The sequence below is a fragment of the Streptomyces sp. NPDC031210 genome, assembly GCF_055570395.1.
The window spans coordinates 420,436-443,874 of record NZ_JBVIHH010000002.1 but is presented as its reverse complement, the minus strand read 5'-3'; the positions used below and the strand labels follow the sequence as shown (position 1 = coordinate 443,874).

Below are 23,439 nucleotides of genomic sequence, written 5' to 3'. Positions count from 1 at the left end.
GTCAGTTCCTTCCCAAGAGCAGCCGGGCCTCGCCGACCGTGATCACGGAGCCGGTCACCAGCACACCCGCTCCGGAGAACTCGCCCTCTTCCTCGGCGAGGGTGATCGCCACCTCCAGCGCGTCGTCCAGCCGCGGCTCGACCTGGACCCGCTCGGCGCCGAAGACCTCCACCGCGACGGCCGCCAGCTCATCGGCGTCCATCGCCCGATGGCTGGAATTACTGGTCACCACGACCTCGGCGAAGATCGGTTCGAAGGCTTCCAGCAGCCCCCGCACGTCCTTGTCGGCACTGGCACCGACGACACCCACCAGACGGCTGAATCCGAACGCCTCGGTGACCGCCTCGGCCGCCGCCCGCGCCCCCGCCGGGTTGTGCGCCGCGTCCAGCACGACCGTGGGGCTGCGCCGCACGACCTCCATCCGGCCGGGCGAGGTGACCGCCGCGAACGCCGAGCGCAGGGTGTCGATGTCCAGCGGACGGGCGTGCTCGGAGCCGACGCCGAAGAACGCCTCGACCGCGGCGAGCGCCACCGCGGCGTTGTGCGCCTGGTGGGCGCCGTAGAGCGGCAGGAAGATCTCCGGATACTCGCCGCCCAGTCCGCGCAGCGTCAGCATCTGGCCGCCGACCGCCACCTCGCGCGCCAGCACCCCGAATTCCATGCCCTCACGGGCGACCGTGGCGTCCACCTCGACGGCGCGCTTGAGCATCACCGACGCCGCGTCCACCGGCTGCTGGGCCAGCACGACCGTGGCGTCCTTCTTGATGATCCCGGACTTCTCGACGGCGATCTGCTCGGGGGTCTCCCCCAGCCGGTCGGTGTGATCGAGCGAGATCGGGGTGACGACGGCGACACCGGCGTCGATGACGTTCGTCGCGTCCCAGGTGCCGCCCATCCCGACCTCGACGACCGCGACGTCGACCGGCGCGTCCGCGAACGCGGCGTACGCCATCGCCGTCAGCACCTCGAAGAACGACAGCCGGAACTGCTGCTGGGTGTCCACCATCTCCACATACGGAGCGATGTCGCGGTAGGTCTCGATGAAGCGCTCGGCCGAGATCGGGCTGCCGTCCAGGCTGATCCGCTCGGTGACGGACTGCACATGCGGGCTGGTGTAGCGGCCGGTGCGCAGGTCGAAGGCGCACAGCAGGGACTCGATCATGCGGGCCGTGCTGGTCTTGCCGTTCGTGCCGGTGATGTGGATGGCGGGATACGCGCGCTGCGGCGAGCCCAGCACATCCAGCAGCGCCGCGATGCGCTGCACCGACGGGTCGAGCTTGGTCTCCCCCCAGCGGCCGGCCAGCTCCTCCTCGACCGCGCGCAGCGCACGGTCGACCTCCGGGTCGGCGGGGCGGGTGGGCACACCGTCCCCCTGAGGCGGGCCGGCCTGCGCGCGCAGGGTCCGGCTGCCGGCTTCGATCACCGCGAGGTCGGGGTCACGGCTGGTCTCGGCCTCGACCAGTTCGTCGAAGGCGTCGGTCGGGTCAGGGTCGTCGTTCTGGGGGCGCTCGCTCACGCCGACCAGTCTACGAGGCACCTGTGACAGCGGTCGCGCTGCGCTGCCCGCGACGGGCGCCACGCCCCGTCGGCCCCGGCACCGCACCGCATGCGCTCCCACGGCACCGCAGGGCGCCCACGCAAGAACACCTGCGCGGAGCACGTCCGCGAGCACTTCTTCACACTTCCTTGCCGAACGGGACAACTTTCCCCCGTTTTCCGCCCTCTTCGACGACGGGCTCTGTACGCCCCGAGGGCGGCGGAAGGCGCTTCGCAACCGAGGCGCCCCACGGAGAGCGGGAGCTGAAGACGGTGCCGGCAATCAGTCAGCGGATGCACTTAGTGTTGCTCACCGCCTGGACCGTGCTGTGGTTCGTCCTCGTGGAGCCCAACGGCGGCTTCTCCTGGCACTATCTGCGCACCGGCGGCGAACTGCTCTACCAGGGCGCCTCCGGCGACGGCACCGGCGGGCTCAACCTCTACGCCCATCACCCCGAGCTCCAGATGGGCCCGCTCAGCTTCCTGGTCGCCGGCCTGTTCAACCCCTTCCCCGAGGCCACCGGCCAGTTCCTCGCCGCCGCCCTGATGTCGCTCCTCGGGCTGGTCATCGTCGTCCTGGCCGGCCGCAGCGCCGCCCACCACTTCCTGGGCACCGGCACCAACCACCAGCGGCTGCGCCGGCGCGTCCTGATCGCCGGGCTCGCCTTCATCCCCATGTGGACCGAGGTCGCGGTCCGCTTCGGACACCTCGACGACGTCCTGGCGCTGTTCTTCACCGCCCTCGCGGTCCGGTCCGTCACCCGCGGCAACGCCGCGCTCACCGGCGCCTGCCTGGCCCTGGCCATGGACTCCAAGCCCACCGCGCTGGCCTTCGTCCCCCTGCTCCTCGCCCTGCCCCGGGACAAATGGGCGCGCGCGGCCCTGTGGTGCGCCGGGCTGGTGGCCCTGGCCTGGCTGCCGTTCTTCATCGGCGCCCCGCAGTCCTTCGCCGCGGCGAAGTTCGCCATCCCCAACCACCCCGCGTCCGCGCTGCGCTGGCTCGGCGTCGGCGACCCGGAGACCCCCGGCTGGGACCGTCCCGCGCAGGCCGCGCTGGGCCTGGCGCTCGGCACCATCGCCGTCTGGCGCGGCCGCTGGGCCGCCGTCGTCCTCCTGGGCGCCAACGCCCGCATCGTCCTCGACCCCAGCGTCTACACCTACTACACCGCGTCCGTACTGCTCGGCACCCTGCTGTGGGACGTCATCGGGCAGCGCCGGCTCGTCCCGTGGTGGAGCTGGATCGCGCTGCTGATGCTGTACGGCAGCGTCTTCGCCGTCCCCGACGACGCCGCGCGCGGCCTGATCCGCCTGGCCTTCGTGGCCGTCTCGACGGCGTACGTGCTGCTGTGGCCGGTACGCGAACGAGGCGCCCGCGCCCGGGGACGCCGCGGGCCCCTCACCCGTAAGGACGAGGGGCCCGCGAACGACACTCCGGCGGACGGCCCGGAACCCGGCGCCCGGCCGGGCCCCGCGCCTACGCCTTGGGCAGGGCCGCCAACTGCGCGGTGATCCGGATGATGTCCGCCTCCGCGCCCTGGAGCCGGCCACGGATCTTGTCCACGACCTTCTCCGGCGCCTTGGCGAGGAACGCCTCGTTGCCGAGCTTGGCGGTGGCCTGGGCCTTCTCCTTCTCGGCGGCGGCCAGGTCCTTCGTCAGCCGCTTGCGCTCCGCCTCGACGTCGATGACCCCGGACAGGTCCAGTGCCACGGTCGCGCCCGCGACGGGCAGCGAGGCGGTCGCGCTGAACTCCGCGCCGGCCGGCTGGAGCCGCAGCAGCGAACGGATCGCCGCCTCGTGCGCCGCCAGCGCCGTACCGGACAGGTCCAGCCGCGCCGGAACCTTCTGGCCGGGCTGCAGACCCTGGTCCGACCGGAACCGGCGGACCTCGGTGACGACCTGCTGGACGAGACCGATCTCCCGCTCCGCCGCCTCGTCCCGGAAGCCGCCCGGGACGTCGGCCCCGGGAACCGCCACAGCGGCCGGCCACTCGGCGATGACGACCGACTCGCGGCCGGTCAGCGTCGTCCACAGCGTCTCCGTCACGAACGGGACGATCGGGTGCAGCAGCCGCAGCGTGACGTCCAGCACCTCGCCCAGCACCCGGCGCGAGGCGTCGGCGGCCGGTCCGCCCGCCATGAACGTGGTCTTCGACAGCTCGACGTACCAGTCGAAGACCTCGTCCCACGCGAAGTGGAAGAGCGTGTCCGACAGCTTGGCGAACTGGTAGTCGTCGTAGTACGCGTCCACCTCGGCGACCACGGAGTTCAGCCGCGACAAAATCCACCGGTCGGTCGCCGACAGCTCCTCGGCGGGCGGCAGTTCGCCCTCGACCGTCGCACCGTTCATCAGCGCGAAGCGGGTCGCGTTCCAGATCTTGTTGGCGAAGTTGCGGGACCCCTGGACCCAGTCCTCACCGATCGGCACGTCGACACCGGGGTTGGCGCCCCGGGCGAGGGTGAAGCGGACGGCGTCGGCGCCGTAGGCGTCCATCCAGTCCAGCGGATTGACCGCGTTCCCGAAGGACTTGGACATCTTCTTGCCGAACTGGTCACGGACCATGCCGTGCAGCGCGATGGTGTGGAACGGCGGGGTGCCGTCCATCGCGTAGATGCCGAACATCATCATCCGGGCGACCCAGAAGAACAGGATGTCGTAGCCGGTGACCAGGACGGAGTTCGGGTAGAACTTCTCGACGCTCGGGGTCTGCTCGGGCCAGCCCAGCGTGGAGAACGGCCACAGCCCGGACGAGAACCAGGTGTCCAGGACGTCGGAGTCCTGCGTCCAGCCCTCGCCGGTCGGCGCCTCGTCGTCCGGTCCGACGCAGACGACCTCGCCGTTCGGGCCGTACCAGACCGGGATGCGGTGACCCCACCACAACTGCCGCGAAATGCACCAGTCATGGAGGTTGTCGACCCAGCCGAAGTAGCGGGACTCCATCTCCTTGGGGTGGATGGCGACCTTGCCGTCGCGCACCGCGTCACCCGCCGCCTTGGCCAGCGGGCCGACCTTGACCCACCACTGCATCGACAGCCGCGGCTCGATCGTCGTCTTGCAGCGCGAGCAGTGACCGACGGAGTGGGGGTACGGGCGCTTCTCCGCGACAATCCGGCCCTCGGCGCGCAGCGCGCCGACGATGGCGCTGCGGGCCTCCAGACGGTCCAGGCCCTGGAAGGGGCCGTGCGCGGTGATGACCGCGTGCTCGTCCATGACCGCGAGGTTGGCCAGGCCGTGCCGGCGGCCGATCTCGAAGTCGTTCGGGTCGTGGGCCGGGGTGACCTTGACCGCGCCGGTGCCGAACTCCGGGTCGACGTGCTCGTCCGCGACGACCGGGATGCGGCGGCCGGTCAGCGGCAGCTCGATCTCGGTGCCGACGAGATGGGCGTACCGCTCGTCCTCGGGGTGCACCGCGACGGCGGTGTCACCGAGCATCGTCTCGGCGCGGGTGGTGGCGACGACGATGGAGTTCTCGCCCTCGCCGTACCGGATGGAGACGAGCTCGCCGTCGTCGTCCTGGTATTCCACCTCGATGTCCGAGATGGCCGTCAGGCAGCGGGGGCACCAGTTGATGATCCGCTCGGCGCGGTAGATCAGCTCGTCGTCGTAGAGCCGCTTGAAGATCGTCTGGACGGCCTTGGACAGGCCCTCGTCCATCGTGAACCGCTCGCGCGACCACGCGACGCCGTCGCCCAGGCGGCGCATCTGGCCCGAGATCTGGCCGCCGGACTCGGCCTTCCACTGCCAGACGCGCTCGACGAACGCCTCCCGGCCCAGGTCGTGCCGGGAGACACCCTCCTTGGCCAGCTCGCGCTCGACCACGTTCTGGGTGGCGATACCGGCGTGGTCCATGCCCGGCTGCCACAGCGTCTCGAAGCCCTGCATCCGCTTGCGGCGGGTCAGCGCGTCGATCAGCGTGTGCTCGAAGGCGTGGCCCAGGTGCAGGGAGCCGGTGACGTTCGGCGGCGGGATGACGATCGTGTACGGCGGCTTCTCGCTCTTCTCGTCCGCCTCGAAATAGCCCCGCTCCACCCAGCGCTCGTACAGCGGCCCCTCTACGTCGGCCGGCGTGTACTGAGTCGGCAGTTCGGGGGCGCTGTGGGTGCTCTGCTGAGTGTTCTCGGTCACGACGGACAGTGTACGGGCGCGGATGTAGCGGTCTCGAACCGGTTTCGCCCCCGGGGCGACGGGCCTCGGCGGCGTCGTACAGGATGTCGGCAGCGCATAAACATCACGCACGGCATAGCAGCTTCATCAGTTGTCACGAGGGGAACCGCTCCATGAGCTACAACCAGCCGCCTCCCGGCCCGTACGGCCAGCAGCCCCAGCAGCCCGGCCCGTACGGCCAGCCGCAGCAGCCGCCGGCCCCCCAGCCGGGTTACGGCTACCCGCAGCAGGGCGGCCAGGTGCCCCCGCAGCAGGGCTACGGCTATCCCCAGCAGGGCGCCCCCACGCCCCCGCAGCAGGGGTACGGCTACCCGCAGCAGCAGCCCGCCCAGCCCGGCTACGGCCAGCAGGCCCCGTACGGCGCGCAGACGCCCTACGGCACCATCCCGCAGGGGCCCGAGACCTCCGGCGGCAACGGCAAGAAGATCGGCCTCATCGTCGGCGCGGTCGCCGTCGTCGCGGCCATCGGTGTCGGCGCGTACGTCGTCTTCGGTTCGGGCGGGGACGTGAAGCCGTACACGATCGCGCTGCCGGACACCGTGCTCGGGGAGTTCCACAAGTCGGGCAAGTCCAGCACCGGCGGTACGGAGGACCTCTCCAGCGACAAGGAGATCCGGGCGCTGGGAATCACCAACGGCAAGGGCGTCAGCGGCGCCTACCAGAACGACAGCAAGCTGAGCCTGCACGTGCTGGGCGCCTACGGAAGCGTCGCCGACCCCGACAGCGCCGTGACCCAGATGTTCGCCAAGATGGACGAGGACCAGAAGAAGTCCCTGGCGAGCCGGAACGCCAAGGTCGAGGACGTCACGGCGCCGACCGAGTACTCACCGAACGACTTCGACGGCGCGGTGATGAAGTGCCGGACGCAGAAGATCACGGTCTCGCAGAGCGGCATCAGCGTTCCCATCACCGTCTCCACCTGCATCTGGGGCGACAGCAGCGCCATCGGCATCGTCCAGGCCCTGGTCCCGCCCTCCCCGGACGGCACCACCGGCGCGACGACGCCCGGCGCGGAGGACCTCTCCGAGAAGGCGGCCAAGATCCGCAACGAGGTCCGCAAGGAGAAGTAACCGCACCCCGAACGGCAGCCGCCCGGCAGCGAGACGCTGCCGGGCGGCATTGCTCTGTGCGCGTACGGGCTACGCGCTCTTCTCCTGCGGCTCGCCCGACTCGCCGCGGTTGCGCGGTACCAGGGTCGGGTTCACGTTCGAGTGAACGACGTCCTCGGTGATGACGACGCGGGCGACGTCCTTGCGGGACGGCACCTCGTACATCACCGACATCAGGACCTCTTCCATGATGGCGCGCAGACCGCGGGCGCCGGTGCCCCGCAGGATCGCCTGGTCGGCGATGGCCTCCAGCGCCGGGCGGTCGAAGTCCAGCTCCACACCGTCGAGTTCGAACAGGCGCTGGTACTGCTTGACCAGCGCGTTGCGGGGCTCGACGAGGATCTGGAGGAGCGCCTCGCGGTCGAGGTTGTGGACGGAGGTGAGGACCGGGAGACGGCCGATGAACTCCGGGATCATCCCGAACTTCACCAGGTCCTCCGGCATGACCTCCTGGAGCTGGTCCTTGGACTCGATCTCGCGCTTGGAGCGGATCGTGGCGCCGAAGCCGATGCCCTTGGCGCCGGACCGCGCCTCGATGATCTTCTCCAGGCCGGCGAACGCGCCACCGACGATGAACAGGACGTTCGTGGTGTCGATCTGGATGAATTCCTGGTGGGGGTGCTTCCGGCCGCCCTGCGGCGGCACGGAGGCGGTGGTGCCCTCCAGGATCTTCAGCAGCGCCTGCTGGACGCCCTCACCGGAGACGTCCCGCGTGATCGACGGGTTCTCGCTCTTGCGGGCGACCTTGTCGATCTCGTCGATATAGATGATCCCGGTCTCGGCCTTCTTGATGTCGAAGTCCGCGGCCTGGATCAGCTTCAGGAGGATGTTCTCGACGTCCTCGCCGACATAGCCGGCCTCCGTCAGCGCCGTGGCGTCGGCGAACGCGAACGGGACGTTCAGCATCCGGGCGAGGGTCTGCGCGAGCAGGGTCTTGCCGGAGCCGGTCGGGCCGAGCAGCAGGATGTTGGACTTGGAGAGCTCGATGCCCTCGTCGCCGCGGCCGCCGCCGTTCTCGCCCGCCTGCACCCGCTTGTAATGGTTGTAGACGGCGACCGAGAGCGCCTTCTTGGCGGGCTCCTGGCCGACGACATAGCCGTTGAGGAACTCGTAGATCTCCCGCGGTTTGGGGAGCTCCTCCCACCGCACCTCGGAGGTCTCGGCGAGCTCCTCCTCGATGATTTCGTTGCAGAGGTCGATGCACTCGTCGCAGATGTACACACCAGGTCCCGCGATGAGCTTCTTCACCTGCTTCTGGCTCTTTCCGCAGAACGAGCACTTGAGCAGGTCGCCGCCGTCACCGATGCGTGCCACGAGGTGCTTCCCCTTCGCCTGGGATCCGCATTGCTCCAACGGACCCGGGTGCTTGCCTATCGACGGTACCTTGCCGGGCCCCCCGTACGGGCCCCCCTTGAACCGACTGGGTTCACTCGGTCCAAGGGGGCGACTCTCCGGCTCACTGCTGCGAGGGTCACTATCCGATGTGGACGGACGACTTCCGGGTCGAGACGATCTGGTCGACCAGACCGTACGCCAGGGACTCCTCGGCGGTCAGGATCTTGTCCCGCTCGATGTCGTCCCGGATCTTCTCGATCGGCGTCGAGGAGTGCTTGGCCAGCAGGTCCTCGAGCTGGGCGCGCATCCGCAGGATCTCGTTGGCGGCGATCTCCAGGTCGGAGACCTGACCGCGGCCGGTCTCGCTGTACGGCTGGTGGATCAGGATACGGGCGTTCGGCAGCGCCATCCGCTTACCGGGGGTGCCGGCGGCGAGCAGCACGGCCGCGGCGGAGGCCGCCTGGCCCATGCAGACCGTCTGGATGTCGGGCTTGACGAACTGCATCGTGTCGTAGATCGCGGTGAGCGCCGTGAAGGAGCCACCGGGCGAGTTGATGTAGATCGAGATGTCACGGTCCGGGTCCATCGACTCCAGGCACAGGAGCTGCGCCATGACGTCGTTGGCCGAGGCGTCGTCGATCTGCACGCCGAGGAAGATCACGCGCTCCTCGAACAGCTTCGCGTACGGGTCGTACTCGCGCACGCCCTGCGAGGTGCGCTCGACGAAGCGCGGAACGATGTAGCGGGACTCGGCGCGCGGGCCGGAAAACTCGGACTCGGCGCCCTCGCGCAAGCCGCTGCCGAAGTAGTTGTTCATCGTGGTGTTCACCGTCCTGGTGGCGATCAAGTGGGCTGGGGTGGCTGTGGGGCGAGTGGTACGGGGCTCAGGCCCCGGTGCCGCCCCCGCCCGGAACGCCTGCGGCGGAGGTCATCACATCGTCGATGAGGCCGTACTCCTTGGCCTCGTCGGCGGAGAACCAGCGGTCGCGGTCGGAGTCGTGGGTGATGCGCTCGACGGACTGGCCGGTGTGGAAGGCGGTCAGCTCGGCCATCCGCTTCTTGGTGTGCAGCAGCCGCTCGGCGTGGATCTTGATGTCCGAGGCGGAACCGGCCAGGCCGGCGGACGGCTGGTGGATCAGGATCTCCGCGTTCGGCAGCGCGAAGCGCTTGCCCGGGGTGCCCGCGCTGAGCAGGAACTGGCCCATCGAGGCGGCGAGGCCCATCGCGATCGTCACCACGTCGTTCTTGATGTACTGCATGGTGTCGTAGATCGCCAAGCCGGCCGAGATCGAGCCGCCCGGGGAATTGATGTAGAGGAAGATGTCCTTGTCCGGGTCCGCGGCGAGGAGAAGCAACTGCGCGGTGATCTTGTTGGCGATGTCGTCGTCGACCGGCTGGCCGAGGAAGATGATCCGCTCGCCGAGCAGCCGGTTGTAGACCTGGTCGCCGAGGCCACCGAAGGTCGGCTCAGCGGCGGCGGAAGGCATCGGGATCGTCACGTGTCCACCTGCTCGTTGTCGGACGGTTCGAGACCGTCTCAGCGTCGTCTGCTGGGGCGCGGGGATCGGCGCCGTGTGGTGCGCCCGGCGCGATTTCAGGGACTCCCCTGCCCTCGTATCTACGGACCCTAACGCGCAGGTCGGACAACGCCATCCCGCTTCGAGAACTGTTCGCTGTGAGCGCAGGCTACCGGTCGGTGATGACACACGGGCCCGAACACGCGGACGTGCGTGTTCGGGCCCGTGTCAGGCGAGGGGTGGAGCAGCCGGGGCTCAGGCCTCGGGCTTGTCCTCGGTCTTGTCCTCGGCCGCGGTCGCGTCGTCGGCGGCGGCCTCGACGGTCTCGGCGGTCTCGTCCTCGTCGTCCAGGTCGACGACCTCACCGTTGGTGTCCTTGACCGTGGCGGCCTCGACGACCACCGCGAGCGCCTTGCCGCGGGCGACCTCGCCGACGAGCATCGGCACCTGGCCACCCTCGACGACGGCCTGGGCGAACTGGTCGGGGGACATGCCGGAGGACTGCGCGCGGCGCATGAGGTGCTCGGTGAGCTCCTCCTGGCTGACGTTCAGCTTCTCCTTGTTGACCAGCTCATCGAGGATGAACTGGGTCTTGATGCCCTTCTCCGCCTGCTCCTTGGTCTCGGCGTCGAACTCTTCCTCGGTCTTGCCCTGGATCTCCAGGTACTTCGCGAGGTCGAGGCCCATCTGGCCGAGCTGGTGGTTGACCAGGTTGTGCTTGCGGGTGTTGATCTCGTCCTCGAGCAGCTTCTCGGGCATCGGGACGTCGACCAGCTTCAGGAGCTCGTCGAGCACCTTCTCCTGGGCCTGGGTGGCCTGGTCGTACTTCTTCATCTGCGCGAGGCGCTTGCGGCTGTCGGCGCGAAGCTCTTCGAGGGTGTCGAACTCGCTCGCGAGCTGCGCGAAGTCATCGTCCAGCTCGGGCAGTTCGCGGGCCTTGACCTCGGTCACGTCGACCTTGACCTCGGCCTCCTTGCCCTGGGCGGAGCCGCCCTTGAGCTCGGAGGTGAAGGTGGCACTGCCGCCGGCCTCCAGGCCCTTGACGGCCTCGTCGATGCCGTCGAGGAGCTCACCGGAGCCGACGGTGTAGGTGACGCCGCTGGCGACGCCGTCCTCCAGGACCTCGCCGTCCACCTTGGCCTCGAGGTCCAGCGTCAGGACGTCGCCGTCCTGGGCGGCACGCTCGACCGGGGTGGTCGAGGCGAAACGCTCGCGGAGCTGCTCGACGGACTTGTCGATGTCCTCGTCCGACACCTCGACGGCGTCGACCTCGACCTCGATACCGGAGTAGTCCGGGATCTCCAGGGCGGGGCGGATGTCGACCTCGGCGGTGAAGGCCAGCACCTCGCCGTCCTTCAGCTCGGTGATGTCCACCTCGGGCTGGCCGAGGACGTTCAGCTCACCCTCGTTGACGGCCTCGGTGTAGAACTTCGGGAGCGCGTCGTTGACGGCCTCCTCCAGCACGGCGCCACGGCCGAACCGCTGGTCGATGACCCGGGCGGGGATCTTGCCCTTGCGGAAGCCCTTCACCGTGACCTGCTGGTTGATCTTCTTGTACGCCGCGTCGAGGCTGTCCTTGAGCTCCTCGAAGGGCACCTCGACAGTGAGCCGAACCCGGGTCGGGTTCAGGGTCTCCACGGCGCTCTTCACGGTTCGGTCTCCTTGGGGCTGACTTCTGGGGTTCTGCCTGAGATCTTCCGGCACCCGTGGTCCGGGGCCCGGCCGATCGCACCCGGTACAAAGACACACGGGCACGCAGTCTGCATAGTAACCGCAAGGAGGAGGACGCCCACAACGCGATCTTGATCGGCGGCCGGTCCGGCCGCCGAGTGGACACGGGTCCTGACTGAAGTCCTGCTGGTCGGGGTGGCCGGATTCGAACCGACGACCTTCCGCTCCCAAAGCGGACGCGCTACCAAGCTGCGCCACACCCCGTCGGTGCGACACGTAGGGTACATGGCCAAGGGCCGTACGGCTGCCAGATTTCGGGCGGCGGCGCCCGGACGCGGTACCGGCCGGGGGCCGGCCGGCGGGCTCACGCGCCGGCGCGCGGGCGCACCACCCCCGCGGTGTGCGACACCCCGCCCCGACCCGCTACGATGCACTGCGTGCCGAGGTCCTGCGACCTGCGGCGCTCGCGGGCGTAGCTCAATGGTAGAGCCCCAGTCTTCCAAACTGGCTACGCGGGTTCGATTCCCGTCGCCCGCTCCGCACGACTCAAGGGCCAGGTCAGAGGGTGTTTCCTCGGATCTGGCCCTGCGTCTTTGCCGCTCGGTGAGATCACCTGGGCTGTTTCCGCTCGCTCAGGGCCCGCTGCTGGTTGAGCGGCATCGCCTGCACGGTCGCCGGCTCCACCCTCTGTAGCCGCGCCGCTTGCGGTGGCTGCGGCGGACAAGCCGGTAGGGGAACAGGAGAACGCCGAAGAGCCCGAGCGTGATCGCGTACCCCGCGGTCACCAAGGTTCGGCGAGCGGCGGTCCTGCCCAGCCGGCTCGGACCGGCGGCCGTCGTCGGGTGGGTGGGTGCTTCGGTGGGGTGGGTGGGGGTCAATAGGGTGGCGGGTATGGAGATCTGGCTCAATCCCGCGTGTTCCAAGTGCCGGTCCGCCGTGCGGATCCTGGATGAGGAGGGCGCGCGGTACACCGTGCGCCGGTATCTGGAGGAGCCGCCGACAGCGGCGGAGCTGCGGGCCGTCCTGGAGAAGCTGGGGCTGGAGCCGTGGGACATCACACGGACCCAGGAGGCCGAGGCCAAGGAGCTGGGGGTCGCCCGCTGGGAGCGCACCGAGGCGGAGCGCGAGCGGTGGATCGGTGCGCTCGCCGCGCACCCCCGGTTGATTCAGCGGCCGATCATCACCGCCGACGACGGGTCGGCTCTGGTCGGGCGCAGCGAGGAGGCCGTGCGGGACGCCGCGTCGCGGACCGGGGGCCCAGACCTCGCCTAGCTAGCGGTCAGCGGTCGGTCGCCCGGTGGTGTGGAGGCCGGCGGTGGGCGCCTAGAAGGTGATGCGGTTGATGGTGTCCGCGAGGGAGTTGAGGAACCGGTTGATGGACGGCGCCATGCCGGTGGAGGCGAGGAAGAAGCCGAACAGTATGGCGACGATCGCCGGCCCCGGCTTGATCGACTTCGCTCTGATCAGCACGATCAGCACGATCCCCAACAGCAGCACAACTGACAGTGAAAGAGCCACAACTGATCACACCCTTGGTCGGAACGCCTCACCGGCCCGGGAGCATGCCGCCCACACCCCCTGCACCACATCGTGCCACCAACTGCTTGCCCACTGCAGGAGGGTGACGAATCATCGGCCAACGCTTTGCCCGATTCTTCCCCCTGCCCCGCGACCCGTTCCCCGCCGGGCGGGCCGGGGCAACCGGAAGGTCGCATTCCGCGCCCTGACGCGACTCGGCAATTCGACCTGGTCACTTACCGGGTGAATTTCTTTTCCGGCCCGTCGAGACCTTCCGCGACTTCGGCAAACCCCTCCGGGACGGGCGAATTCCGTGGCATCTCTCACAGAATTGTCGACGCGTGTGGGGGCGGTCGGCCATTCGGGCATAGCGAGGAAGAAGTGGACATTCCTTCCGGGGCGCCCGCGGGGGATACCGCCCGTTTTAGGCGGGAGAAGCGGGACATACCGGGTCACGTGAGGTGGGCGACGCGCGCTGAGGGTGGCGGAATCGTGGGAGTGTGCGACGGGACACGCCGTATCGACCAGCGGTTTTATGGGGAACACCGGCGGGGGGTATAGGGATCGCCTCCGGCAGCGTGTCCAGGAGAAATTGGGGAAGTGTTGCGGAGCGGTTTTACGCATTCGCCGCCCGCCGCTATCGTGCCTCAGATGTTTCACGCTGCCCCCACACCTCGACGCGCGCTCCCGCCGGCCAGGGAGGCGACGGGTGCGGACCGGACGGCGCGTGCGGCACAGCCACCGGGCGTGGCGGAGCCCGCCGCCCCCGCGCCCTCCCCCAAGACCGGCCGGGACGCGTTCTTCGACAACGCGAAATACCTGGCCATCGTCCTCGTGGCGATGGGCCACGCCTGGGAGCCGCTGACCGACGGCAGCCGCACCGCCGAAGCGCTCTACATGACCGTCTACGCCTTCCACATGCCGGCTTTCATCATCATCTCCGGCTATTTCTCGCGCAGTTTCGACATGCGCAAGGACCGGCTGCAGCGGCTCGTCACCGGCGTCGCGGTTCCCTACGTCCTCTTCGAGACCGCGTACGCCTTCTTCAAGCGCTGGGCGGACGACGATCCGGGGCATCCGATCAGCCTGCTCGATCCGTGGTTCCTGACGTGGTTCCTCGTCGCCCTGTTCATCTGGCGGCTGACCACGCCGCTGTGGAAGGTCGTGCGCTGGCCGGTTCCGCTCGCGCTGGCCATCGCCGTCCTCGCGTCCGTTTCGTCCGACATCGGCGATGACCTGGACCTGCAACGGGTGTTGCAGTTCCTGCCGTTCTTCGTGCTGGGGCTGTATGTGCGGCCCGAGCACTTCAAGCTCGTGCAGCGGCGCGTCGTACGGATCGCGTCCGTGCCGGTCTTCGCGGGGGCGCTGCTGATGGCGTACTGGGCGGCGCCGAGGATGACCTCGGCCTGGTTCTACCACCGGGACAGCGGCGAGGAGTTGGGCACCACCTGGTGGATCGGGGCCCTGATGACGCTGGCCCTGTTCGGCTGCTCGATCGTGTTGGTGGCCTGTTTCTTCTCCTGGGTGCCCACCCGGCGGACGTGGTTCACGGTGCTGGGCGCGGGGACGCTGTACGGCTATCTGCTGCACGGCTTCCTGGCCAAGGGCTCGCGGTTCTGGGGCTGGTTCGACGACTACGCGTGGCTGCGTTCTCCGCTCGGCGAGATCGCCGTCACGCTGCTCGCCGGGGCCGTGGTGACGGCCTTGTGCACGCCACCGGTCCGCAAGGTGTTCCGCTTCGCCATGGAGCCGACGATGGCGTGGGCGTTCGTCAAGGATCCGGCCGACCGGGCGCGGGCGGGGGCGCGGCAGGAGGAGCGGGAGCGCGTCAAGGTGTGAGCGGGGCGTGAGCAGGGCCTGCGGCGGAGGCCCTGCGGTCAGGCGTCGCGGCAGATCAGCAGCAGGGCGCGGTCGTCGTTGACGTCCTTGGCGACGGCTTCGATCAGGTGCCAGGCGGCGCCCGCGAAGCCGGCGGTGACATAGCGGTCGGCCTCGCCGGTCAGGCGGTCGATGCCCTCGGTGAGGTCGCGGTCGGCGGCCTCCACCAGGCCGTCGGTGAACATCATCAGGACGTCGCCCGGCCGCAGGGTGCCCTTGACCGGGTCGAACTGGGCCCCGTCGTAGACACCGAGCAGCGGCCCGTCGCCCGACTTCTCTTCCCAGCGGCCGGTGCCGGCGCTGAGCTGAAGGGCCGGGAGATGGCCGGCGGAGAGCAGTTCGTAGTCGCCGGATTCCAGGTCGAGGACGAGGTGGATGGAGGTCGCGAACCCCTCGTCCCAGTCCTGGCGCAGCAGATATCCGTTGGCGGCGGGCAGGAAGCCGTGCGGCGGGAGCGAGCCGAGCAGGCCGCCGAACGCCCCGGACAGCAGCAGGGCCCGGGAGGCCGCGTCCATGCCCTTGCCCGAGACGTCGGTCAGGACGACTTCGAGGATGTTGCCGCCCTGGGTGCGCGAGGCCACCACGAAGTCGCCGGAGAAGGACTGCCCGCCGGCCGGCCGCAGCGCCATCTCGCGGTGCCAGCCGCGCGGCAGATCCGGCAGTTTGCTCTGGACGCGGATGCGTTCGCGCAGGTCGAAGAGCATCGTCCCGCCGCGCCGCCAGGGCACGCCGACCCGGCTGCGGAACTGGGCGATCAGCAGTCCGAAGAGCCCGACCGCGGCGACGACCAGCACCGTCCCGGGCGTGATCCGGGCCGGGCCCTGGTCGTACGGGTCGAGCAGGGCCGCCTCCACGATCAGGGCGGTCGCGGAGGTGGCGTACAGGGCGAGGAGGTTGGCGGGGCGCAGCAGCAGTCCGCCGGCGATGACCGGCAGGACCAGCGCGACCGGCGCGATCCAGTCGGGGTGCCAGAGCGTGCCGGCGGCGATGGCGGGTATGGCCAGGAGCAGGGCGGCCAGGGCGATCCAGTCGGAGCCGTCGCCGCGGAAGTAGTCGACGCCGGCCTTGCGCACGCCGATGCGAGCCCGGTGCAGGGCTCTGTGCACCCGGGCCGTCAGGGTTTCCGTTCCCGGGCCGCTCGCCATTGTTCTGGACCTTATCCACCCGTTCGGCGGTGCGTCGATTCGCCGCACGACGCCCAGGTCAATTGCCGGGAAATCGCGTTCGAAATACGGTCGCGCGGGCGGAGAGTGTCCTGTTGGTGATCGCGCATGACGACAGAATTACGGGAGCTGCGGCCGGCGGAGTGGGACGCGTGGTACGGCAGGCTGGGCCGTGCGGGGTCCGGACGTAGGGCCTCTGGGTGTACGGGCCGGGCCGGGTGTCGTCAGCCGTCGGCGCGGGCCGTGGCCGGCTGGCAGCCCGGGCACCAGAAGAGGTTGCGGGCGGCGAGGCCGGCGGTGCGGATCTCGCCGGCGCAGATGTGGCAGCGCCCGGTGGCGCGACGGTAGACGTAGACCTCGCCGCCGTGGTCGTCGACGCGCGGTGGGCGGCCCATCGCCTCGGGCATGTGCTCGGGGCGGACGGTGTCGATGCGGTTGTGGCGGACGCCCTCGCGCATCAGGAACACCAGGTCGGCCCAGAGGGCGTCCCATTCGGCGCGGGTCAGGTCGCGGCCGGGCCGGTAGGGGTCGATGCCGTGCCGGAAGAGGACCTCGGCGCGGTAGACGTTGCCGACGCCCGCGATGACCTTCTGGTCGAGCAGCAGCGCCGCGATGGTCGTCCGGCTGCGGCTGATCCGCTGCCAGGCGCGCGCGCCGTCGTCCTGGGGGCGCAGCGGGTCGGGGCCGAGCCTGTCGTGTATCGCCCGCTTCTCGGCGTCGGTGATCAGCGCGCAGGTGGTGGGGCCGCGCAGGTCGGCGTACGCCCGCGCGCCGGCCAGGCGTAGCCGGACGGTGTCGGTGGGCGGCGGGGCGGGGGCGTCGCCGAAGCCGAGCTTGCCGAAGAGGCCGAGGTGGATGTGGACCCAGCGGTCCGGGCCGAAGCCGAGGAAGAGGTGTTTGCCGTGCGCCTCGGCGGTGTCCATGACCTGGCCGTCGAGGAGCGCGGCGCCGTCCGCGAACTTCCCCTGGGGGCTGCTCACCCGGACCGGTTCGCCCTCGAAGCGGGCGCGGTGGTCCAGCGCGAGGCGATGGATCGTGTGCCCCTCGGGCATGGGGGTCCTCCAGTGGGCGCGCCCGCCCGGCCCGGCGAGCGGGGCGGGCGGGCGCGTGGGTCTGCGGGTCGGTCAGCCCTGCGGGTGGTGGGCGGGTACGGGGGGCAGCTCGCCGGTCGTCTCGTACGCCGAGAGCATGTCGATGCGGCGGGTGTGGCGCTCCTCGCCCGAATACGGCGTGCTGAGGAAGAGCTCGACGAACTTCGTCGCCTCTTCCTGGGTGTGCATCCGGCCGCCGACCGAGATGACGTTGGCGTTGTTGTGCTCGCGGCCGAGCTTGGCGGTCTCCTCGCTCCAGGCCAGCGCGGCCCGTACGCCCTTGACCTTGTTGGCGGCGATCTGCTCGCCGTTGCCCGAGCCGCCGATCACGATGCCGAGGCTGTCGGGGTCGGCGGCGGTCTTCTCCGCGGCGCGCAGGCAGAACGGGGGGTAGTCGTCCTGGGCGTCGTAGATGTGCGGACCGCAGTCGACGGGCTCGTGGCCGTGGGCCTTGAGCCACTCGACGAGGTGGTTCTTGAGGTCGAAACCTGCATGGTCGGAGCCGAGATACACGCGCATGGCAAGAGTGTGGCACGGCACTCGGCGGGTAGGCGCCGCCGGGTCTTCGACCGGCCGGAGGTCACCCCCACGAGCCGGATCCGGATCGTGGGAATCGATCATCGGCCACGTTCTCATGCAGGGTTCTCACCAAGAACCACACAAGAGCCACAGAAGGACGGTGCACATGGGCACGCGCCCGCCTCTCATCCCAGAGGCCCCCACCACCGGCGAACCCGGCGGCGGGCCCACCGGGGAGCAGCAACGGGACGGACTGCAGGCAGGACTCAAGAACCGTCATCTGTCGATGATCGCCATCGGTGGTGTCATCGGCGCCGGCCTCTTCGTCGGATCGGGCGCCGGCATCTCGGCCGCCGGGCCGGGCATTCTCCTGTCCTACGCGCTGACCGGGCTGCTGGTCGTGCTGGTCATGCGGATGCTGGGCGAGATGGCCGCGGCCTCCCCCACGTCGGGGTCGTTCTCGGCGTACGCCGACCGGGCGCTGGGCCGCTGGGCGGGCTTCACGATCGGCTGGCTGTACTGGTTCTTCTGGTCGGTGGTCCTCGCCGTCGAGGCGACCGCGGCCGCCGCGATCCTCACCGGCTGGGTCCCGGCCGTCCCGCAGTGGGCCTGGGCGCTGCTGGTGATGGCCGTGCTGACCGGCACCAACCTGATATCGGTGGGGTCGTTCGGCGAGTTCGAGTTCTGGTTCGCCGGGATCAAGGTCGTCGCGATCGTGGTGTTCATCGTGGTCGGCGCGCTGGCGGTCTTCGGGCTGCCGCCGGGCGGTACGGCGGTGGGCATGTCCAACCTGACGGGGCACGGCGGGTTCCTGCCGAACGGGCCCGGCGCGATCCTCTCCGGGATGCTGCTGGTGGTCTTCTCGTTCATGGGCAGCGAGATCGTCACGCTGGCGGCGAGCGAGTCGCCGAATCCGGTGCGGGCCGTCCGCAAGGCCGTCAACAGCGTCATCTGGCGGATCGCGCTCTTCTACATCGGCTCGATCGCGGTGATCGTGACGCTGCTGCCGTGGAACGACCCGGCGGTGATCAAGAGCCCGTACGTGGCGGTGCTGAAGTCGCTGGACATTCCGTACGCGGGCACGGTGATGGACGTGGTGGTGCTGACCGCCGTGCTGTCCTGCCTGAACTCCGGGCTCTACACCGCCTCGCGGATGGCCTTCTCGCTCGGTGAGCGCGGCGACGCGCCCCAGGCGTTCAAGAAGGTCAACAGGGGCGGGGTGCCGGCGGTCGCCATCTGGGCGTCGGTCGCCTTCGGCTTCATCGCGACGATCTTCAGCTACACGTCCAAGGACACCGTCTTCCAGTTCCTGCTGAACTCCTCGGGCGCGGTGGCGCTGTTCGTCTGGCTGGTCATCTGCTTCTCGCAGTTGCGGATGCGGCGGGTCATCGAACGGGAGGCGCCGGAGCGGCTGACGGTGCGGATGTGGCTGTATCCGTGGCTGACGTACGCGACGATCGGTCTGATCGTCTTCGTCGTCGGCTACATGTTCTACGACCCGGACGGCCGGGAGCAGATGGTCCTGTCCGTGGTCGCCGCCGTCGTGGTGCTGGCCGTCGGGCTGGTCCTGGACCGGCGGCGGCCGCGCGAGGCGGGACGGACGGCCGGGCGGACCGACGGGCAGATCGCCGGGCCGAAGTAGGCGGACGGGAACGGGCCGGGCCCCGCGCTCACCCTGGGGTGCGTGCGGGGCCCGGCCCGTCGGACGGCAGGCGCGGCGGCTCGGTCAGCCGCGGCGGCCGGCCAGCTTCCAGGCGGTGGGCAGCGCGCCCATCGCCAGCGCGGCCTTGAGGGCGTCACCGATCAGGAACGGCACGAGGCCGAGCGAAACGGCCTGGCCGAACGGCATGCCGGTGCTCAGCGCGAGGTAGGGGACGCCGACGGCGTAGACCAGGGCCGTGCCGGCGGCCATCGTGGCGGCGGTGCGCAGCGCGCCGCGGTCGCCGCCGCGGCGGGCCAGCGCGCCCACGACGGTGGCGGCGAGCAGCATGCCCAGGACGTAGCCGAAGGTGGCGCCGCCCGCACCCGAGGCGCCGCCCGCGAACCACGGCATGCCCGCGATGCCCGCCAGGGCGTACAGCGCCAGCGAGAGCAGACCGCGGCCCGCGCCGAGCGAGGCGCCGACCAGGAGGGCGGCGAAGGTCTGGCCGGTGACCGGGACCGGCGAGCCGGGGACGGGGACGGCGATCTGGGCCGCGACGCCGGTGAGCGCCGCACCGCCGAGCACCAGCGCGGCGTCGCGGACGCGGGCGCGGGTGGCGGTGGCGGCCGGCAGCAGGTCGGCGAGGACCGTACCGGGACGGATGACGGCGGCAGTGCTCATCGGGGCTCCGCGAGGTGTGAGAGGGATACGGGAGGAGGACGGGACGCGATGACGGTAGTCCAGGAAGGCGCCGGCGATCATCGTGAGGCGGCCACAAAGCCGCACCGGCCCGCTTGGAGAGTTCCGAACAACCGCCATGCCGCCGGGCCGCCGGTGTCTTCGCAGGTCACGTGATGTCCGTCACGGAACGCGTCATTGTGCGGGGGGCGTTTTGTGCTGGCGTGCGGCTTGCGGGGAAACTGGGGCCGCCCCGCGGAGACCTGTGGAGTTCCCCCAAACCACCTTGCGAGAGTACGAGCCCATGCACGATGCACCGACCACCGCCGGGACGCCCCCTCTCGGTGAGGGCACCGGCGAGCGAGAGCCGCTGACCTCCGGGCTCAAGCAGCGCCATCTGACCATGCTGGGGCTCGGCGGGGTGATCGGCGCGGGCCTCTTCGTGGGGTCGGGCGCCGGCATCGCGGTGGCCGGGCCCGGCATCGTGCTGTCGTATCTGATCGCGGGCGCGCTCGCGATGCTCGTGATGCGGATGCTGGGTGAGATGTCGGCGGCGATGCCGGCCTCCGGCGCGTTCTCGGTGCACGCGGAGCGGGCGCTGGGCCGCTGGGCGGGCTTCAGCGTGGGCTGGCTCTACTGGTTCCTGCTGGTCGTCGTGCTCGCCGTGGAGGCCACCGGCGCGGCGCAGATCGCGAGCGGGTGGGTGCCGGCGGTCCCCCAATGGGGCTGGGTGCTGATCTTCATGGTCGTCTTCACGCTCGCCAACCTGGCGGCGGTGAAGAACTTCGGCGAGTTCGAGTTCTGGTTCGCCGCCCTCAAGGTCGCCGCGATCGTGCTGTTCCTCGCCCTCGGCGTCCTCGCCGTCTTCGGTGTGCTGCCCGATACCGAGCCGGTGGGCCTGGCGAACCTGACCGGGCGGGGCGGCTTCCTGCCCAGCGGCTGGTCCGGGGTGATCTCCGGCGTCCTGGCGGTGGTGTTCGCGTTCGGCGGCCTGGAGGTCGTCACCATCGCCGCCGCCGAGTCCGACGATCCGGCGCGCGCGGTCGGCCGGGCGGTGCGCAGCGCGGTCTGGCGCATCCTCTTCTTCTACGTCGGCTCGATGCTCGTCATCGTCACCCTGCTGCCCTGGACCTCGATGCGGCCCGGCCAGAGCCCGTACGTCGCGGTGCTGGACAGCATCGGCGTGCCGGGCGCCGGGCAGATCATGAACATCGTGGTGTTCGTGGCGCTGCTGTCGGCGCTGAACGCCAACCTCTACGGCTCGTCGCGGATGGTGTTCTCGCTGGCCGAGCGCGGTGAGGCGCCGCGGGCGCTGCTGAAGGTGGCGGGTGGGGTGCCGCGCCGGGCGGTGCTGGCGTCCGTGGCGTTCGGCTTCGTCTCCGTGCTGCTCAATCTGAAATGGCCGGATTCGGTCTTCCTCTACCTGCTCAACGCGGTCGGCGCGGTGCTGCTGTTCGTCTGGGGCCTGATCGCCGTCTCCCAACTGCGCCTGCGTCCGCGTATCGAACGCGAGGCGCCCGGGAAGCTGACCCTGCGCATGTGGGCCTTCCCGTACCTGACCTGGGTGGCGCTGGCCGCGATGGGCGGCGTCCTGGTGCTGATGCTGACGGATGAGACGGCCCGGCCGCAGCTCCTGTGGTCGGCCGGCGCGACCGCCGCGGTCCTGCTCGTCGCGGGCGTCCGCGAGCTGCGGGCCCGCCGGAGCGCCGGCCGCCCCTGAGCCGGGGGTCACAGCGCGTCGTAACCGACGAGGAATCAGGCACGGACGGTGACGATCGCGTCTGAATACCGAACATCTGCCGCAGGACTGTTGCCCTGAGCGGACACCGGCACTCAAACTGAGCGCGCTTCACCGAGGACCTCCGGAGCCAAACCGTCGGCAGCCCTGCGCGACCCGCTGCCCCGGCGGGGGTCCAGGGGGCCCGGCAGCACAGTCGCACCGGTCGCGGCCCCGGGAGAACGCAGTTTCGCCCCGCTCCGCTCTCACCTACTGGGACAGGTACGACATGAATCGGACACCCCCGTCGGCCGCGCCCGCGCGCGAGCAGACCGACGCGGTCCCGGGCGCCGGCCAGGACGGCGGCTCCTCGCTCTCCAACGGCCTCAAGCAGCGCCACCTCTCGATGATCGCCCTGGGCGGCGTGATCGGCGCCGGCCTGTTCGTCGGTTCCCGCGAGGGCATCGCCGCCGCGGGCCCCTCGATCGTGCTGGCCTACGCGGTCTCCGGCGGCCTGGTCATGCTGGTGATGCGGATGCTCGGCGAGATGGCCGCGGCCAACCCCGCCTCCGGCTCCTTCTCCGTGCACGCCGAGCGCTCGATCGGCTCCTGGGCCGGCTTCACCGTGGGCTGGATGTTCACCGCGCTGCTGTGTGTGGCGGTGGCCGCCGAGGCGCTCGGCGCCGCGGGCGTGATGACCAGTTGGTTCCCGGGCACCGAGCCCTGGATGTGGGTCCTGCTCTTCATGGTGATCTTCACCGGCACCAACCTGGCCGCCGTCAGCAACTTCGGCGAGTTCGAGTTCTGGTTCGCCGCGCTGAAGGTCGCCGCCATCGGCATCTTCCTGATCCTGGGCCTGCTCGCCATCTTCGGCCTGCTGCCCGGCACCGCCGCGCCGGGCGCCGCGCACCTGACCGGGGACGGCGGCTTCCTCCCCAAGGGCGTCGACGGCCTGATGGTCGGCCTGCTCGCCTCCGTCTTCGCCTACGGCGGCCTGGAGACGGTCACCATCGCGGCCGCCGAGTCCAAGGACCCGGTCCGCGGCGTCGCCGGCGCGGTGCGCACCGCGATGTGGCGCATCGCCCTGTTCTACGTCGGCTCCATGGCGATCATCGTCACCGTCATCCCCTGGAACGACGCCTCGATAGCCGAGCACGGCCCGTACGTCGCGGTCCTGAACTACCTGCACATCCCGGCCGCCGGCCAGATCATGAACATCGTCATCCTGGTGGCCCTGCTGTCCGCGATGAACGCCAACATCTACGGCTCGTCCCGGATGGCGTACTCCCTGACCTCGCGCGGCCAGGGCCCGAAGTTCCTCAACAAGGTCAGCGGCGGCGTCCCGCGCCGGGCGGTCATCCTCTGCTCCGCCTTCGGCTTCCTCGCGGTCCTCTTCAGCTTCTGGTGGCCCACCACGGTCTTCCAGTGGCTGCTCAACATGGTCGGCGCGGCGGTGCTCGTGGTCTGGGGCTTCATCGCCGTCGCCCAACTGCGGATGCGCCGCAGGCTGGAGCGCGAGGCGCCCGAGAAGCTCGTCGTGAAGATGTGGGCCTTCCCCTTCCTCACGTGGGTCGCGCTGGCCGGCGTCTCCGTCGTGCTGCTGCTGATGCTGCGCGACGAGAACCAGCGCCTCCAACTGCTGTTCACGGCCGGCTTCGGCGTGGTGCTGGCCGTCATCGCGCTGGTGCGCCAGCGGATGCGGGCGGGTTCGCCCGCACCCGACGCGGAGTCGCCGAAGCTCTAGGCGCGGCACGGTCGGGGCGCGCTCCGGCCTCTCTCCCGGCACAGGGGGGGGGGGGGGGGGGGGGGGGGGGGGGGGGGGGGGGGGGGGGGGGGGGGGGGGGGGGGGGGGGGGGGGGGGGGGGGGGGGGGGAGGGGCGGGGGGGGGGGGGGGTGGGTGGGA

18 protein-coding genes and 2 tRNA genes are annotated in these 23,439 nt (G+C 70.4%); 8 read left to right on the top strand and 12 right to left on the bottom strand.

The genetic code is table 11. The annotated features are described in order from the left end of the window. Position 1 precedes the first annotated feature (1 nt). Positions 2-1,516, bottom strand: coding sequence for a bifunctional tetrahydrofolate synthase/dihydrofolate synthase (gene folC, locus ACZ45Z_RS05630; RefSeq protein WP_468356552.1), 1,515 nt, complete (start codon positions 1,514-1,516; stop codon positions 2-4). Positions 1,517-1,830: 314 nt separating this feature from the next. Here folC and ACZ45Z_RS05625 point away from each other — a divergent pair, with 314 nt between their 5' ends. Next, positions 1,831-3,045, top strand: coding sequence for a hypothetical protein (locus tag ACZ45Z_RS05625; RefSeq protein ID WP_468356549.1), 1,215 nt, complete (start codon positions 1,831-1,833; stop codon positions 3,043-3,045). Here ACZ45Z_RS05625 and ACZ45Z_RS05620 read toward each other — a convergent pair. Beyond that, positions 3,011-5,659, bottom strand: a complete 2,649-nt coding sequence (locus ACZ45Z_RS05620) for a valine--tRNA ligase (RefSeq protein WP_468356546.1) — start codon at positions 5,657-5,659, stop codon at positions 3,011-3,013. The genes ACZ45Z_RS05625 and ACZ45Z_RS05620 overlap by 35 nt on opposite strands. A gap of 152 nt (positions 5,660-5,811) precedes the next feature. Here ACZ45Z_RS05620 and ACZ45Z_RS05615 point away from each other — a divergent pair, with 152 nt between their 5' ends. Beyond that, positions 5,812-6,768, top strand: coding sequence for a hypothetical protein (locus tag ACZ45Z_RS05615; RefSeq protein WP_468356543.1), 957 nt, complete (start codon positions 5,812-5,814; stop codon positions 6,766-6,768). Positions 6,769-6,837: 69 nt separating this feature from the next. Here ACZ45Z_RS05615 and clpX read toward each other — a convergent pair whose 3' ends face one another. The 5 genes from clpX to ACZ45Z_RS05590 form a co-directional block, all read right to left on the bottom strand. Next, entirely contained in the window at positions 6,838-8,121 is a 1,284-nt protein-coding gene (clpX, locus tag ACZ45Z_RS05610; RefSeq protein WP_468356540.1) for an ATP-dependent Clp protease ATP-binding subunit ClpX, read from the bottom strand. A 160-nt stretch (positions 8,122-8,281) separates the two neighbouring features. Then, positions 8,282-8,959, bottom strand: coding sequence for an ATP-dependent Clp protease proteolytic subunit (locus tag ACZ45Z_RS05605; protein ID WP_468357368.1), 678 nt, complete (start codon positions 8,957-8,959; stop codon positions 8,282-8,284). 67 nt (positions 8,960-9,026) lie between these two features. After that, entirely contained in the window at positions 9,027-9,629 is a 603-nt protein-coding gene (locus tag ACZ45Z_RS05600) for an ATP-dependent Clp protease proteolytic subunit (protein WP_468357365.1), read from the bottom strand. A gap of 285 nt (positions 9,630-9,914) precedes the next feature. Beyond that, complete coding sequence (gene tig, locus ACZ45Z_RS05595; protein ID WP_468356537.1) at positions 9,915-11,309, bottom strand: trigger factor; 1,395 nt, start codon at positions 11,307-11,309, stop codon at positions 9,915-9,917. A 208-nt stretch (positions 11,310-11,517) separates the two neighbouring features. Then, positions 11,518-11,594 (bottom strand) — tRNA-Pro (locus ACZ45Z_RS05590). A gap of 202 nt (positions 11,595-11,796) precedes the next feature. Here ACZ45Z_RS05590 and ACZ45Z_RS05585 point away from each other — a divergent pair. Next, positions 11,797-11,867, top strand: a tRNA-Gly gene (locus ACZ45Z_RS05585). A 354-nt stretch (positions 11,868-12,221) separates the two neighbouring features. Then, on the top strand, positions 12,222-12,602 hold the full coding sequence (locus ACZ45Z_RS05580; RefSeq protein WP_468356534.1) for an arsenate reductase family protein: 381 nt from the start codon (positions 12,222-12,224) through the stop codon (positions 12,600-12,602). Positions 12,603-12,653: 51 nt separating this feature from the next. On the opposite strand, the gene ACZ45Z_RS05575 is transcribed toward ACZ45Z_RS05580, so the two are convergent. Continuing rightward, positions 12,654-12,848, bottom strand: a complete 195-nt coding sequence (locus ACZ45Z_RS05575) for a hypothetical protein (RefSeq protein ID WP_468356531.1) — start codon at positions 12,846-12,848, stop codon at positions 12,654-12,656. Between the two features lie 651 nt (positions 12,849-13,499). On the opposite strand from ACZ45Z_RS05575, the gene ACZ45Z_RS05570 reads away from it, so the two are divergent. Then, positions 13,500-14,687 (top strand): acyltransferase family protein, encoded by a 1,188-nt coding sequence (locus ACZ45Z_RS05570; RefSeq protein WP_468356528.1) that lies wholly within the window; start codon positions 13,500-13,502, stop codon positions 14,685-14,687. 38 nt (positions 14,688-14,725) lie between these two features. Here the strand turns inward: ACZ45Z_RS05570 and ACZ45Z_RS05565 are convergent, their stop codons facing one another. From ACZ45Z_RS05565 to ACZ45Z_RS05555, 3 genes are all read right to left on the bottom strand, one after another. Next, positions 14,726-15,871 carry a SpoIIE family protein phosphatase gene (locus ACZ45Z_RS05565; protein WP_468356525.1) on the bottom strand — a complete coding sequence of 382 codons (1,146 nt, stop codon included), beginning with the start codon at positions 15,869-15,871 and terminating at the stop codon, positions 14,726-14,728. Positions 15,872-16,113: 242 nt separating this feature from the next. Then, positions 16,114-16,941, bottom strand: a complete 828-nt coding sequence (locus ACZ45Z_RS05560) for an Fpg/Nei family DNA glycosylase (protein WP_468356522.1) — start codon at positions 16,939-16,941, stop codon at positions 16,114-16,116. Positions 16,942-17,013: 72 nt separating this feature from the next. Beyond that, complete coding sequence (locus ACZ45Z_RS05555) at positions 17,014-17,499, bottom strand: ribose-5-phosphate isomerase (protein WP_468356519.1); 486 nt, start codon at positions 17,497-17,499, stop codon at positions 17,014-17,016. 166 nt (positions 17,500-17,665) lie between these two features. On the opposite strand from ACZ45Z_RS05555, the gene ACZ45Z_RS05550 reads away from it, so the two are divergent. Continuing rightward, complete coding sequence (locus tag ACZ45Z_RS05550; protein ID WP_468356516.1) at positions 17,666-19,141, top strand: amino acid permease; 1,476 nt, start codon at positions 17,666-17,668, stop codon at positions 19,139-19,141. An 84-nt stretch (positions 19,142-19,225) separates the two neighbouring features. Here the strand turns inward: ACZ45Z_RS05550 and ACZ45Z_RS05545 are convergent, their stop codons facing one another. Further along, positions 19,226-19,822, bottom strand: a complete 597-nt coding sequence (locus ACZ45Z_RS05545; protein WP_468356513.1) for a biotin transporter BioY — start codon at positions 19,820-19,822, stop codon at positions 19,226-19,228. Positions 19,823-20,123: 301 nt separating this feature from the next. Between ACZ45Z_RS05545 and ACZ45Z_RS05540 the strand changes: the two genes are divergently transcribed. Beyond that, complete coding sequence (locus ACZ45Z_RS05540) at positions 20,124-21,539, top strand: amino acid permease (RefSeq protein WP_468356510.1); 1,416 nt, start codon at positions 20,124-20,126, stop codon at positions 21,537-21,539. A 286-nt stretch (positions 21,540-21,825) separates the two neighbouring features. Next, a complete protein-coding gene (locus tag ACZ45Z_RS05535; RefSeq protein ID WP_468356507.1) occupies positions 21,826-23,280 on the top strand; it encodes an amino acid permease in 1,455 nt (484 codons plus the stop codon). The last annotated feature ends 159 nt before the right edge of the window (positions 23,281-23,439 follow it).